Annotated in this window: 12 protein-coding genes; 3 read left to right on the top strand and 9 right to left on the bottom strand. The window is 74.5% G+C overall.

Features of this window, described 5'->3' with window-relative positions:
- Positions 1–3 precede the first annotated feature (3 nt).
- The 3 genes from CITRIK5_RS03085 to CITRIK5_RS03075 are packed head-to-tail and all read right to left on the bottom strand — an operon-like array spanning position 4 to position 4344.
- The gene (locus tag CITRIK5_RS03085; protein ID WP_049146005.1) at positions 4–2196 is read right to left on the bottom strand and encodes an ATP-dependent DNA helicase RecG; all 2193 of its coding nucleotides are present in this window, start codon (positions 2194–2196) and stop codon (positions 4–6) included.
- Positions 2186–3226 carry a DAK2 domain-containing protein gene (locus CITRIK5_RS03080; protein WP_159833067.1) on the bottom strand — a complete coding sequence of 347 codons (1041 nt, stop codon included), beginning with the start codon at positions 3224–3226 and terminating at the stop codon, positions 2186–2188. Before CITRIK5_RS03080 ends, CITRIK5_RS03085 begins: the two co-directional genes overlap by 11 nt.
- On the bottom strand, positions 3223–4344 hold the full coding sequence (locus CITRIK5_RS03075; RefSeq protein WP_135019629.1) for an LCP family protein: 1122 nt from the start codon (positions 4342–4344) through the stop codon (positions 3223–3225). The genes CITRIK5_RS03080 and CITRIK5_RS03075 overlap by 4 nt, the downstream gene beginning before the upstream one ends.
- Before the next feature lie 89 nt (positions 4345–4433).
- Here CITRIK5_RS03075 and CITRIK5_RS03070 point away from each other — a divergent pair, with 89 nt between their 5' ends.
- Positions 4434–4913, top strand: a complete 480-nt coding sequence (locus tag CITRIK5_RS03070; protein ID WP_127445816.1) for a DUF3515 family protein — start codon at positions 4434–4436, stop codon at positions 4911–4913.
- Positions 4914–4969: 56 nt separating this feature from the next.
- On the opposite strand, the gene CITRIK5_RS03065 is transcribed toward CITRIK5_RS03070, so the two are convergent.
- The 6 genes from CITRIK5_RS03065 to leuC all read right to left on the bottom strand — a co-directional run bounded on the left by CITRIK5_RS03065 (position 4970) and on the right by leuC (position 11459).
- Positions 4970–6109: a D-alanine--D-alanine ligase family protein gene (locus CITRIK5_RS03065; RefSeq protein ID WP_069941791.1), complete on the bottom strand. Its 1140-nt coding sequence runs from the start codon at positions 6107–6109 to the stop codon at positions 4970–4972.
- Positions 6106–7143 (bottom strand): NAD(P)H-dependent glycerol-3-phosphate dehydrogenase, encoded by a 1038-nt coding sequence (locus CITRIK5_RS03060; protein ID WP_069941792.1) that lies wholly within the window; start codon positions 7141–7143, stop codon positions 6106–6108. The genes CITRIK5_RS03065 and CITRIK5_RS03060 overlap by 4 nt, the downstream gene beginning before the upstream one ends.
- The gene (locus CITRIK5_RS03055; protein ID WP_127445817.1) at positions 7140–7796 is read right to left on the bottom strand and encodes a 1-acyl-sn-glycerol-3-phosphate acyltransferase; all 657 of its coding nucleotides are present in this window, start codon (positions 7794–7796) and stop codon (positions 7140–7142) included. The genes CITRIK5_RS03060 and CITRIK5_RS03055 overlap by 4 nt, the downstream gene beginning before the upstream one ends.
- Before the next feature lie 98 nt (positions 7797–7894).
- On the bottom strand, positions 7895–9223 hold the full coding sequence (gene murA / locus CITRIK5_RS03050; protein WP_036312919.1) for a UDP-N-acetylglucosamine 1-carboxyvinyltransferase: 1329 nt from the start codon (positions 9221–9223) through the stop codon (positions 7895–7897).
- Between the two features lie 172 nt (positions 9224–9395).
- Positions 9396–10001 (bottom strand): 3-isopropylmalate dehydratase small subunit, encoded by a 606-nt coding sequence (gene leuD / locus CITRIK5_RS03045; protein WP_100058237.1) that lies wholly within the window; start codon positions 9999–10001, stop codon positions 9396–9398.
- A 3-nt stretch (positions 10002–10004) separates the two neighbouring features.
- Positions 10005–11459: a 3-isopropylmalate dehydratase large subunit gene (gene leuC / locus CITRIK5_RS03040; protein ID WP_044659168.1), complete on the bottom strand. Its 1455-nt coding sequence runs from the start codon at positions 11457–11459 to the stop codon at positions 10005–10007.
- A gap of 228 nt (positions 11460–11687) precedes the next feature.
- On the opposite strand from leuC, the gene CITRIK5_RS03035 reads away from it, so the two are divergent.
- Complete coding sequence (locus CITRIK5_RS03035) at positions 11688–12464, top strand: IclR family transcriptional regulator (protein ID WP_078026043.1); 777 nt, start codon at positions 11688–11690, stop codon at positions 12462–12464.
- 122 nt (positions 12465–12586) lie between these two features.
- Entirely contained in the window at positions 12587–14053 is a 1467-nt protein-coding gene (locus CITRIK5_RS03030; RefSeq protein WP_036312925.1) for a UDP-glucose/GDP-mannose dehydrogenase family protein, read from the top strand.

Here is a 14053-nt window from a genome sequence, read left to right as displayed (position 1 = left end):
GGCTCAGCCCTTCTCGAGGTAGTCGGCGGCGGTGAGGTGCTCGGCCTCCCAGCGGGCCACCTCGGCGGCGAGCGCCGGGTGGGCGGAGAGCCCCGGGCCGGCCGCCATGACCTGCGCGACGGCGTCGGCGGCCACGGCGATCAGCGGGGCGTCGGCGATGACGTCCACGTGGTGCAGCCCCGAGGCCAGCCCGGACTGGGCGGCGCCGAGCACGTCGCCGACGCCGCGCTGGGCGAGGTCCTCCTGCGCGATGCGCATGCCGTCCTGCTCCTGGGCCAGGACCTCGAGCCGGCGCAGCGACGGGTGCCCGTCCGGCAGGCGCGTGGCCAGCAGGCAGACCGCCGCCCCGGGCCCGCGGCCCACGCGGCCGCGCAGCTGGTGCAGGGTGGACAGGCCGAAGTCGTCGGCGTCGAGGATCGCCATGACCGTCGCGTTGGGCACGTCCACGCCCACCTCCACGACGGTGGTCGCCACGAGCACGTCCGTCTCCCCGCGCGCGAAGGCCTGCATCGCCGCGTCCTGCTCGGCCTGGTCCATGCGCCCGTGCACGGCGTCGATCCGCAGCCCCGCCAGCGCGGGGAGACCCCGCAGCCGGGGTGTCATCTCCTCCACGTTGGCGTGACCCGGGTCGGCGTCGTCGGGGTCGATGCGCGGGCACACCACGAACGCCTGGTGCCCGGCCGCCACGTGCTCGGCGATCAGCTCCCACACGCGCCCGATCACGCGCGGGCCGTGGGCCATCCGCGCCACGTGCGTGGTGACCGGCTGACGCCCCGAGGGCAGCCCCTCGAGCACCGAGAGGTCCAGGTCGCCGAACACCGTCATCGCCACGGAGCGCGGGATGGGCGTGGCGGACATGACGAGCAGGTGCGTGCCGGGGTTGGCCCGCCGCAGGGCCTCGCGCTGGTCCACGCCGAAGCGGTGCTGCTCGTCGACGACGGCCAGGGCCAGCTCGGCGAAGCCCACCTTCTCGGAGAGCAGGGCGTGCGTCCCCACGGCGATCCCGGCCTCGCCGGAGGCCAGGGCCAGCAGGGCCTCGCGGCGTGCGGCGGTCTTGAGCGAGCCGGTGACCAGCACGACCCTCGTGGCCGGGCCGTCGCCGGCCCCGAGGGTGCCGGCCTCGGCGAGGGGGCCCATCAGGCGCAGCAGGGCACGGTGGTGCTGGGCGGCGAGCACCTCGGTGGGCGCCACCAGGGCGGCCTGGCCGCCGGCGTCCACGACCTGCAGCATCGCCCGCAGGGCCACGAGCGTCTTGCCCGCGCCCACGTCCCCCTGCAGCAGCCGGCTCATCGGGGCGTCCCGGGCCAGCTCGGCGGACAGCTGCTCCCCCACCGCCACCTGGCCGGGCGTCAGCGCGAACGGCAGGCGGGCGTCCAGGGCCTCGAGCAGGCCCCCGGGCCGCGGCGGGCGGGGCACGGCGGGCACCGCCCGCTCCCGGTCCCGGCGCCAGGCGAGCGCGGCCTGGACGAGCAGCGCCTCACGCAGGGCCAGCGCGGTCCGCGCCGGGCCGGTGGCGGCGACGTCGTGAGGGGCGTGCAGGTCCCGGTACGCCTGGGCGGTGCCCGGCAGCGGCGCGTCCAGGTCGAGCGCCGCGGCGGCCTCCGCGCGGATCCGCTCGGTGAGCAGCTCGGGGATCCGTCCCAGGTCGACGGTCTCGAGCACCCGGGCGACGGCGGAGCGGACCGTCCACGACGGCAGCTTCCCCGTGGCCCGGTAGAGCGGGACCGGTCGCACGTCCACCTCCCCCGGGGCGACGTCGTCGTCCAGGAGCGCGAAGTCCGGGTTGTTCAGCGTGATCCGGCCGCGGTACTCGGTCGTGCGGCCCTGGAACATGGCGGTCATCCCGGGGGCGAGGCGGCGGCGGGCGTCGTGGCCGTTGAAGAAGGCCATGGACAGGCTCGCCCCCGGCACGCCGGCCACGGACGGGTCCGCGACGGTGACGTCCACGATGAACCCGGGCCGGCTGTGCATGCGCCGCGTGGTCACCGACTCCACGACGGCGACGACGGTCACCTCGGCGTCGTACGGCAGGGCGGCGATGGGGGTGAGCTCGCCGCGCTCGATCCAGCGGCGCGGCACGTGGTCCAGCAGGTCCCCGACCGTGGTCAGCCCGAGCTCCTTCTCGAGGCGGGCGGGCAGCTTCCCGCCCAGCACCTCGGACAGGGGCAGGTCGGTGACGGGGGCCTCAGCGGCCATGGCACCCATCCGGTGCGGCGTCGTCGCCGTGCGACGGCTCGGCCAGGTCGGTGACGGCCAGGCCCTCCACGTCGCCGGCGGCCCGCAGGGGGCCGATCGCGTCCTCGGCGCGGGGCACGTGCACGTGGACCCGCCACGGCACCCGGCCCTGCGCGTCACGGGCGTTCCCGACGGGGGCGAGGATCACGGCGTCCCCCACGTCGGTCAGCCGTCGGCGCAGCTCGGCCGCGGCGAGCGGGGTGAGCGTCAGGGTGCCCATCACCTCGACGGCCCCCTCGGCCGACGCCTCCGCCTCGGCGGCAGGCTCGGCCTCCGCGGCGTGGGCGCCCTCGACGTAGCCGGGGAGCGCGGTGGCCAGCTCCTCGTCCACGGGCGTGCCCGTCACGACGGCGCGCAGCGCCTCGAACACCCAGAGCAGCCCGACGGCGCCGGCGTCCACGACGTGCGCCCGGGTCAGCGGGGCGAGCAACGACTCGGTCTCCTCCACGGCCTGCACGCAGTCGGCCAGCATGAGGGTCACGGCCGGACCGAGCCGCACGGCCGGGTCCGCGTCGCCGGCCACCGCGGGCGTGTCCGGGGCCTGGGTGGACGAGCGCGCGAGGCTGCGGGCGGCCGCGGAGAGCACCGTGAGGATCGTCCCCTCGCGCGGATCCGACAGGGCCTGCCGGGCGGCCCGGTCGGCGGCTCCGAACGCCGCCGCCAGGGCGAACGCGTCGACGCGCTCCCGGCCGCGCAGGGGCTCGGCCATCCCCGCCAGACTGACCGCGAGCAGCATGCCCGAGTTGCCCCGGGCCGAGTCCAGCGCGGCCGCGCCCGCGTGCGCGAGCACGGCGCCGACGTCGTCCTGTGCGGGGCAGGCGTCGGCCGCGGTGCGGGCCGCCGTCAGCGTGGCGAGCATGTTCGTGCCCGTGTCCGCGTCCGGGACCGGGAAGAGGTTCAGGGCGTCGAGTCGCGGCGCGGCCCGGCCCACGAGCTCCTCCGCGAGCGCGAGCCAGTGCCGTACCAGTGACGGCCGGGACGGCGTGCTCACTGCGCGACGGCCTCCCCCAGGGTGCCGGTGCGGATGCCCTCGCCCAGGCGGGCGATCGCCGCCCAGTCCGGCCACACGACGTCCTCGCCGGTGTCCGTGTAGCCCACGCCCACGGACGGCACCGTGCTGGTCACGATCGGGGCGTCGCGCGCATCGCGCAGGGACCACGCCAGGTTCGCGAGGGTGCTCGAGTCGAGCTCGTCGTCGAGGGTCAGGAAGGGGGCGAACTCCTCGACGGCGGCCTGCACGCGGCTCGGGTCAGAGAGGGTGTCGCGGGAGAGGAACGCGGCCACGATGGCCTTGACCAGGCGCTGCTGGTTCTCCACGCGGTCGAAGTCGCTGCGCGGCAGGTTGTACCGCTCCCGCGCGTAGGCCAGGGCCTTGTCCCCGTCCATCTGCACGGTGCCCGCGGGGAAGTCGATGCCGCCGGTCGAGACGAAGGCGCTGGGGTTGTCCACGCTGACGCCGCCCAGGGCGTCCACGAGGCCCTTGAAGCCGGCGAGGTCCACGGCGATCACGTGGTCCACGCGTGCCTGGAACATGTTCTCCGCGGTGGCCACCGTCAGCGGGATGCCGCCGTACTGGTAGGCGGCGTTGACCTTGTGGTCCCCGTGCCCCGGGATCGGCACCCACATGTCGCGCATGATGGACATGACCTGGATCTCGCTGCGGTCCCCGGGCACGTGGACCCACATGAGGGTGTCCGACCGGCCGGCGGAGTCACGGCCCTCCGCGCCCGCGTCCTCGCCGACGAGCAGCACGTCGAGTGCCTGCTCGTCCGCCTTCTCGTCCGCGTCCGGGGCGACGGGGCCCTGGGCGCCCTCGGCGGCCTGGTCCGCGTCCATGCCGGGCGGCGGCGCGGTGGGCTGCTGGGCGGACGCCCCCGCGGCACCCGGGCGGCCCGACTCGGCGGGGAACGCGCCGCCGTCGAAGCGCTGGGTGTCCTGGTCGATGATCCGGGCGATCCCGCCGACGTACACCGCCGCCGCGATGCCCACGGCCAGCAGCGCCACGAGCACCACCGCCAGGGCGATCAGCCACGGGCGGCGACGACGACGGCGCCCGACGGCGGCGTCCTCCTGCGGGGGGCGGGGGCGGGGGTCCGCGGTGCTGCTCACGTGGGCTCCTGGGGCGGGGACGGGAACGGTCCCGCCCATGCTAGGGCACGGGCCCCCGCGGATCCCGGCGCCGCACGTATCCTGGGCGGATGGAACCCCGCCGCCTGCGTCGTCTCGTGCCCCTCCTGACCGCGATCGCCCTCGGCGCCACGGCCTGCGCCGGACGGGTGGCCACGGTGGAGGCCGCGCCCCACGCCGCGGACCCGGCGTGTGCCCCGACCATGGTGGCCATGCCCGACGTCCTGGGCGACCTCGACCTGCGCCCCACCGACAGCCAGGCGACGGCCGTGTGGGGTGACCCGGCCGCCGTCGTCCTGCGCTGCGGCGCCGAGGTCCCCGGCCCCACCACGGACCGCTGCATCTCCGTGGACGGGATCGACTGGGTCATCCGGGACGAGGACGAGAACTGGCGGATCACCACCTACGGCCGTGACCCGGCCGTGGAGGTGCTGTTCGGCAAGGACCAGGCCAGCTCGGACACCGTGATGGTGGGCCTGTCCTCGGCGGTCGCGCAGATCGAGCCCAGCGGCGGCTGCGTCGGCGTGCAGGACGCCACACCCGTCGGCTGAGACCGGCGCGGACCGGCCGGCACGACCGCCGTGGCCCGGGCCGGCCGCGGGCCGCGTCAGTGCAGGCCGACGCCCCGCTCGAGGGCGAGGTCCAGTAGCTCCGAGATCAGATCGTCGTAGGACAGGCCCGTCCGCTCCCACATGGCCGGGTACATGCTGATGGGCGTGAAGCCCGGCATGGTGTTGATCTCGTTGACCACCCAGCGCCCGTCCGGGGTGAAGAAGAAGTCGCAGCGGCCCAGGCCAGATCCGTCCACGGCCTCGAAGGCGCGGATCGCCAGGGCGCGCAGCCGCTCGATCTCCTCCTCCGGCAGCTCGGCCGGGCAGGACAGCTGGGTGGTGCCGGTGTCCTGGTACTTCGACTCGAAGTCGTAGAACTGCGTCTCACCCTCGTCGTGGGCCACGACGATCTCCCCCGGCAGCGAGGCGCGCGGGGCGGCGGAGCCGTGCCCGTCGAGGACGGCGCACTCGATCTCGCGGCCGACGATGCCCGCCTCCACCACGACCTTGGGGTCGAAGCGACGGGCCTCCTCGACGGCGGCGCGCAGGCCCGCGGGCTCGGTGACGCGGGTGATGCCGAAGGACGAGCCGGCGCGGGCGGGCTTGACGAACAGCGGGTAGGCGAGCGCCCCAGCGCGGGCGAGAGCCGCCTCCGGATCGCGCGCCCAGTCGCGGGCGGTGATGGTCTCCCACGGGCCGACCTCGAGACCGGCGGCCTGGAAGGCGACCTTCATGAAGTGCTTGTCCATGCCGACCGCAGAGGCGAGCACACCGCAGCCCACGTAGGGCAGACCCAGCGACTCGAACATGCCCTGGAGGGTGCCGTCCTCACCCCAGGGGCCATGCAGCAGCGGGAACACGACGTCCACCGGGCCCAGCGAGGAGCCGTCGGCCGCGGTCAGCTCGACGGTGCCGTCCGGCAGGGCGCGCAGGCTCACCGGGGCCGCGGGCTCCGGCACCTCCGGCAGGGCGTCGCTGTCCAGGCGGAACGAGGCCACGTCCAGCTCGTCGTGCGACCACAGGCCGGAGCGGGCCACGCCCACCGGCACGACGTCCCAGCGCTGACGGTCGGCCGCGTGCAGCACGCCCGCCGCGGTCACGCAGCTGATGGGGTGCTCGCTCGAGCGGCCGCCGAAGAGCAGGAGCACGCGGGGACGCGCGCCGGCGGTGGCCTCCGGGGCGGGGGTGGCGGTCATGCGGTGCGTCCTTCCGACTTCAGGTCACGGGCGAGCAGCAGCTCGGCGAGGCGGTCCACGGCCACGTCCCCGGCGACCACCCGGTCCATCAGCTCGCTGATGGGCATCTCCACACCGTGGGCGCGGGCGGCGTGCACGATGGCGGAGACGGACTTGATGCCCTCGGCCGTCTGGCTCATGGCGGCCACCGCCTCCTCCGCGCTGAGTCCGGTGCCGATGTGGCGGCCGGCCGTGCGGTTGCGGGAGAGAGGCGAGGCGCACGTGGCCACGAGGTCGCCCAGGCCGGCGAGCCCGGCCATGGTGGCCGGGTCGCCGCCGAGCGCGACGGCCAGCCGGGTGGTCTCGGCCAGGCCCCGGGTGATGACGGAGGCCTTGGAGTTGTCCCCCAGTCCCTGCCCGTCGCAGATGCCCACGGCGAGCGCGATGACGTTCTTCACCACGCCGCCGATCTCCACGCCCACGACGTCCGTGTTCGTGTAGGGCCGGAAGGTCCGGCCGGCCGTGAGGGCGGCGATGCGCTCCGCCGTCGCGCGCGAGGCCGAGGCGACCACCGTGGCGGTGGGCTCGCCGCGCGCGATCTCGAGGGCGAGGTTGGGTCCGGAGACCACCGCGAACCGGTCCGGGCTGAGGCCCAGCTCCTCCGCGCAGACCTGCGACATCCGCGCGTCGGTGCCGCGCTCGAGGCCCTTGACGAGGGAGACCACGACGGCGTCCGGGGCCAGGTCGTCGCGCACGGCGTGCAGGGTCTCGCGCACGTGCTGCGCGGGCACGGCCACCACCACGACGCCGGCGCCCCGGACCGCCTCGGCGGCGTCGGTGACGGCACGCACGCAGGTGGGCAGGGTGATGCCGGGCAGGTACTCGGGGTTCTCGTGTCGCTCGGTGATGGCCTCGGCGACCTCGGCCCGCCGGGACCACATCACGATCTCGGACGCGCGGGCGGACTCGGGGCTGGTGCTCAGTCCCAGGACGCGGGCGAAGGCCGACCCCCAGCTGCCGGCCCCGAGGACGGCGACGGTGTGCGGATCGCTCATGCCCCGGTCACCCGCCGTCCGGTCGTGGGGTCCCAGCGGCCCTCCGGGGCCGGTTCTCCGCGCAGCTCGGCGACCAGGTCGGTGATCGCGGCCATCATGCGGCCGGTGCCCTCGAGCAGGGTCGCCGCCGTCACGGGGCGGTCCCGCAGGTCCGCGAGGTCGACGGGCGCGCCGACCCGGATCCGGGCGGTCTTGCGCGGGAGGACGCGGAGGGAGCGGCCGCCGTACGGCAGCAGCTCCTGGATGCCCCACTGACCGACGGGGATGAGCGGGGCGCCGGTCTGCAGGGCGAGGCGCACGGCCCCGTTGCGCCCGGCCATCGGCCAGCCGTCGGGATCGCGGGTGACGGTGCCCTCCGGGTAGACGATGATCGCCCGGCCAGTGGCGACGGCCTCGCGGGCGGCGGCGAGCGAGCGGCCGCCGTCGCGGGTGCGCTCGACCGGGATCATGCGGGTGGCCTCGAGGACCTGCTTGAGCACGGGCACCTTCCAGAGCTCGGCCTTGGCGAGGAAGGTCGGCAGCAGGCCCTGGTTGTAGGCCATGTGGGCCACGGAGAGCGGGTCCACCTCCGAGATGTGGTTGACGGCGAGGATCGCGCCGGTCTCGGGCAGGTGCTCGGTCCCCTCCCACACCTGGCGGACGAGGGCCCGCATCGCCGGTCGCACGATCGCCCCCGGGATCACGTAGGGGGCCCGCGCGGCACGCGTCGGACGACCCCCCGCAGCGGCAGGGCTCTGCGCGTCCACGCCGCTCACCGGTCGCGTTCGGTCAGCTCGACGTCGGCGCCGAGGCCCTCGAGCTTCGCCATGAAGTGCTCGTAGCCGCGGTTGATGATCTCCAAGCCCGTCGCCGTGGAGGTGCCCTCGGCGGTGAGGGCGGCGATCAGGTGGGAGAAGCCGCCGCGCAGGTCCGGGATGTCGAACTCGACGCCGTGCAGCGGCGTCGGGCCGGAGATCACGGCCGAGTGCAGGAAGTTGCGCTGGCCGAAGCGGCACGGCACGGAGCCGAGGCACTCGCGGTGCAGCTGGATGGAGGCGCCCATCCGCACGAGGGCGTCGGTGAAGCCGAAGCGGTTCTCGTACACGGTCTCGTGCACGATGGAGACCCCCTTGGCCTGGGTCAGCGCCACCACGAGGGGCTGCTGCCAGTCGGTCATGAAGCCGGGGTGCACGTCCGTCTCGAGCACGAGCGGATTGAGGTCGCCGCCGGCGTGCCAGAACCGGATGCCGTCGTCGACGACGTCGAACTCGCCGCCGATCTTGCGGTAGGTGTTCAGGAACGCCGTCAGGTCGCGCTGCTCGGCGCCGCGGACGTAGATGTCCCCGCGGGTGGCCAGGGCGGCGGAGGCCCACGAGGCGGACTCGTTGCGGTCGGACAGCGCGATGTGGTTGTAGCCGCGCATCTCGCTCACGCCCTCGATGCGGATGGTGCGGTCCGTCTGCACGGTGATGATCGCGCCCATCTTCTGCAGGACGGCGATGAGGTCGTGGATCTCCGGCTCGACGGCGGCGCCCTTGAGCTCGGTGATGCCCTCGGCCTTCACGGCGGTCAGCAGCACCTGCTCGGTGGCTCCGACGGAGGGGTATGGCAGCTCGAGCTTGGCGCCGTGCAGGCCCTTCGGGGCGGAGATGGAGATGCCGCCCGGGCGCTTGTCCACGACGGCGCCGAAGTTGCGCAGCACGGCCAGGTGGTAGTCGATCGGGCGGTCGCCGATCTTGCAGCCGCCGAGGTCGGGGATGAAGGCCTCCCCGATCGCGTGCATGAGCGGGCCGCAGAAGAGGATCGGGATGCGCGAGTCGCCGGCGTGGGCGTCGATCTCGGCGGTCAGGGCCGACTTCACCCCGGCCGGGTCCATCGTGATCCGCCCGGTCTCCTTGTCCCACTCCACGGACACGCCGTGGATCTCGAGGAGGGAGCTGACGACGTCCACGTCCTTGATCTCGGGGATGTTCCGGAGCACGGACGGCGAGTTGCCGAGCAGGGCGGCCACCATGGCCTTGGGCACCAGGTTCTTGGCGCCGCGCACGGTCACCTCACCGGTCAGCGGCTTGCCGCCATGGATGGTCAAGAGCTTCGCCATGCGCGTCCTTCCTCAGCGCGGCCGCAGGGCCACGGTCTCGGCCACTCCGCCGGAGCGGGGAGGTCTCTGAACGGGACCGCCCGCCGCGTGCGGCGGGCGGTCCCGGAATCGACTCCCAGCATAGGGCGTCGCCGGGCACGCGCGGCAATGGTGCGCTCCCGGCGCCGGCCGGTCAGCCGGCCGTGCGGGCCGGCAGGGTGGTGGGCTTGTACGCGGGGCGGTCCGCCTCATAGGCATCGATCTCGGCCTGGTGCCCCAGGGTGACGGCGATGTCGTCCAGGCCCTCGAGCAGCCGGCGACGGGTGTCGTCGTCGATCTGGAAGGGGGCGGTCACATCCCCGCACTCGATGGTGCGTGTGACGAGGTCCACGGTGACCGTGGTCCCGGGACGGTTCTCCAGCTCCTTCCAGATGCGCTCGACGTCCTCCTGCTCCACCTGAGCCGCGACGAGCCCCTGCTTGGCGGAGTTGCCGCGGAAGATGTCCGCGAAGCGCGGGGAGATCACGGCGCGGAAGCCGTAGTCCTTGAGCGCCCACACGGCGTGTTCGCGCGAGGAGCCGGTGCCGAAGTCGGAGCCCGCCACGAGCACGGTGCCCCCGCTGAACGGCTCGGTGTTCAGGATGAAGTCGGGGTCCTGGCGCCAGCCGGCGAACAGGGCGTCCTCGAAGCCCGTGCGGGAGATCCGCTTGAGGTACACGGCCGGGATGATCTGGTCCGTGTCCACGTTCGAGGCGCGCAGCGGCACGCCGACGCCGGTGTGGGTGGTGAACTTCTCCATGGCTCAGGCCTCCTGGAGGGTGAGGGCGGGCAGGTCGGACGGGCTGGCGAGGCGGCCCAGCACGGCGGTGGCCGCGGCGACCACCGGGGACACCAGGTGGGTGCGTCCGCCCTTGCCCTGCCGGCCCTCGAAGTTGCGGTTGGAGGTGGACGCGCAGCGCTCCCCCGGGGCGAGCTGGTCCGGGTTCATGCCCAGGCACATGGAGCAGCCGGCGAACCGCCACTCGGCCCCGAAGTCCTCGAACACCCTGTCCAGGCCCTCGTCCATGGCCTGCAGACGCACGCGCGCCGAGCCCGGCACGACCATGACGCGCAGCCCCTCGGCCTTGCGCCGGCCCCGGACGACCTCGGCGAACGCCCGCAGGTCCTCGATGCGGGAGTTGGTGCACGAGCCCATGAAGACGGTGTCGACCTCGACCTGCTTCATCGGCGTGCCGGGGGCCAGGTCCATGTAGGACAGCGCCTTGCGGGCCGCCTCCTGGGCCACCGGGTCGGTGAAGTCCTCGGGCGCGGGGACGGTGTCGTTCAGGCTCACGCCCTGACCCGGGTTGGTGCCCCACGTGACGAACGGCTCCAGCGTGTCCGCGTCGATGACCACCTCGGCGTCGAACTCCGCGCCCTCATCCGTGGCGAGGGTGCGCCAGTGCTCGACGGCGGCGTCCCAGTCGGCGCCCTCGGGGGCATGGGGCCGTCCCTTCAGGTAGGCGAAGGTGGTCTCGTCCGGGGCGACCATGCCGGCGCGGGCGCCGGCCTCGATGGACATGTTGCAGATGGTCATCCGGCCCTCCATGGAGAGGTTCCGGATGGCCTCACCGCGGTACTCGAGCACGAAGCCCTGGCCCCCGCCCGTGCCGATCTTCGCGATGACCGCGAGGATGATGTCCTTGGCCGTCACACCCGGGCGCAGCGTGCCGTCCACGGTGACCGCCATGGTCTTGAAGGGCTTCAGCGGCAGGGTCTGGGTCGCCAGGACGTGCTCGACCTCGGAGGTGCCGATGCCGAACGCCAGGGCGCCGAACGCACCGTGGGTGGAGGTGTGGGAGTCGCCGCAGACCACGGTGAGGCCGGGCTGGGTCAGGCCCAGCTGGGGGCCGACGACGTGAACGATGCCCTGCTCGGCGTCGCCCAACGGGTGCAGGCGGACGCCGAACTCGGCGCAGTTGGCCCGCAGGGTCTCGATCTGGGTGCGCGAGGTGGGATCCGCGATCGGCTGGTCGATGTCCAGCGTCGGGGTGTTGTGGTCCTCCGTGGCGATGGTCAGGTCGGGCCGACGCACCGGACGCCCGGCCAGACGCAGCCCCTCGAAGGCCTGCGGGCTCGTCACCTCGTGCACGAGGTGCAGGTCGATGTAGAGCAGGTCGGGGGTGCGGGAGGCGCCCTCGCCCCCGCCGCGCACCACCACGTGCTCGTCCCAGACCTTCTCGGCCAGCGTCCTGGGCCGCGTCGTCGCCGTCGTCATGTGCCGCACCTTCCTGCTCACGCACCTGTCAGTCGTCGCCCGGCGCGGGGCGCCGGTGCTCACGGACCACTGTGGGGCGCGGCGGGGCTGTTCTCGACCACGCGGCGCGATATTCCACATCGTGAGATTTCGTCTCACATGCCGGACGCGGCGGAGGCCGGCCCGGTCGCGCACGTCGCGCGCCGACATCCCCGGCCGTCCGCGCAGTGAGACGACTACGATCACCCCATGACCACCGAGCCCGTGCGCCCGCCCACCGAGGACGACCTCATCGGCCCCTCGCTCCACCGGCATCCCAGCGGTGTCGGCGTGGTGGACAAGTCGGTGGCGATCCTTGACGCGCTCGAGTCCGGCCCGGCCACGCTCGCCCAGCTCGTCATCGCCACCGGGATCGCGCGGCCCACGCTGCACCGGCTCGCGGCCGCCCTCACGCACCACCGCATGGTGGGCAAGGACCTGCAGGGCCGCTACGTGCTGGGCACCCGCCTCGCCGAGCTCGCCTCCGCCGCCGGCGAGGACCGGCTCACCACGGCCTCCGGCCCGGTGCTGCTGTGGCTGCGCGACGCCACGGGCGAGAGCGCCCAGGTGTTCCGTCGGCAGGCGGACTCCCGCGTGTGCGTGGCCAGCGCGGAGCGGCCCTGGGGCCTGCGCGACACCATCCCCGTGGGCGCTCGCATGTCCATGAAGGCCGGCTCCGCCGCGCAGGTGCTCCTGGCCTGGGAGGACCACGAGCGGCTCGTCGAGGGGCTGGCCGGCGCCGTGTTCACACCCACCGTCCTCGCGGCGGTGCGGCGGCGCGGCTGGGCCCAGTCCCTGGCCGAGCGCGAGCCCGGGGTCGCCTCGGTGTCGGCGCCGGTGCGCGGTCCCAGCGGCCGCGTCATCGCGGCGGTCTCGATCTCCGGCCCCCTCGAGCGGCTCTCCCGACAGCCGGGCCGGCTGCACGCGGACGCCGTCGTCTCCGCCGCGACGCGGCTCACCGAGCTCATCCGCGCCGGCGAGGCCTGAGGCCCGCCCGCGCCACCGACGGGACGCGCCGCCGAGACACCCCGTTCTTCCCGCGTTCACCCGCGGGGCCTAGCGTCAGCCAGGTCCCCGACCGCCGCCCCCGCACCACCGAGGAGTCCGCCGTGACCGAGACGACCGCGCCCGCCGCCCCCGCCGAGCAGGAGGCCGCGCCGCGGCTGTCCGTGATCGGCACGGGCTATCTGGGCGCCACGCACGCCGCGTGCATGGCCGAGCTGGGCTTCGAGGTCCTCGGCGTGGACGTGGACCCGGCCAAGATCGAGCGCCTGGCCCGCGGCGAGGTGCCCTTCCACGAACCCGGCCTGCCCGAGCTGCTGCGCACCCACGTCGCCTCCGGGCGGCTGCGCTTCACCACGGACGTCGCGGAGGCGGCCCGCTGGGCGGACGTCCACTTCATCGGCGTCGGCACCCCGCAGAAGGTGGGCGAGACCGCGGCGGACCTGAGCTATGTGGACGCCGCCGTCGCCTCCCTCGCTGCGGCGATCGACCGCGACGCGCTGATCGTCGGCAAGTCGACCGTGCCCGTGGGCACCGCGCGCCGCCTGGCCGAGCTCGTGCGCACCGTGCGCGCCGAGGCCGGGCTGCCGGGCGAGGTCGAGCTCGCCTGGAACCCCGAGTTCCTGCGGGAGGGCTTCGCCGTGAGGGACACGCTCACCCCGGACCGCCTCGTCATCGGCACGCACGGGCCCCGCGCCGCGGGCATCCTGCGCCGGGTCTACGCGCGGCAGCTCGCGGACGACACCCCGTGGATCAGCACGGACCTCGAGACGGCCGAGCTGGTGAAGGTGGCCGCGAACGCCTTCCTGGCCACGAAGATCTCGTTCATCAACGCGTTCTCGGAGATCACCGAGAACGTGGGCGGGGACATCGGCACCCTTGCGGACGCGATCGGCCACGACGCGCGGATCGGACGCCGGTTCCTCAACGCGGGCGTGGGGTTCGGGGGCGGCTGTCTGCCCAAGGACATCCGCGCGCTCCAGGCGCGCGTCTCCGAGCTGGGCCTGGACCGGACCATGCGGTTTCTGGCGGAGGTGGACGACATCAACCTGCGCCGCCGTGACCGCGTGGTGGACCTGGCGGTGCAGGTGCTCTCCGCGGCTCGCGACGGCCGGATCCGCCGGGCCGAGGCCTCCGGGCCCGCCCCCACCCCCGCGAGCGTGCAGGTGCTCAACGGCACGCGGATCGCCGTGCTGGGCGTCACGTTCAAGCCGGACTCCGACGACGTCCGGGACTCCCCCGCCCTCGACGTCGCCAACCGTCTCTACACGGCCGGCGCCGACGTCCGGGTGTACGACCCCGAGGGCAATGCCAACGCGGCCGCCCGCTTCCCGCGGCTCGACTACGTGGACTCGCTCGAGGCGGCCGTGGACGGCGCCGAGCTGACCCTGCTGCTGACCGAGTGGCGCCAGTTCCGCGAGATGGATCCGGACACCGTGGGCGCACGCGTGGCCTCCCGCCTGCTGATCGACGGGCGCAACGTCCTGGACGTCGCCGCGTGGCGCGAGCACGGGTGGGACGTCATCGGCCTCGGCCACCGCTTCGACCCGGAGCGACTCCTCCGCGCGGCCTGA

The organism is Micrococcus sp. 116, assembly GCF_902506395.1.
Lineage (GTDB): Bacteria > Actinomycetota > Actinomycetes > Actinomycetales > Micrococcaceae > Micrococcus > Micrococcus luteus.
This window is presented reverse-complemented; position numbering and strand designations above follow the sequence as displayed.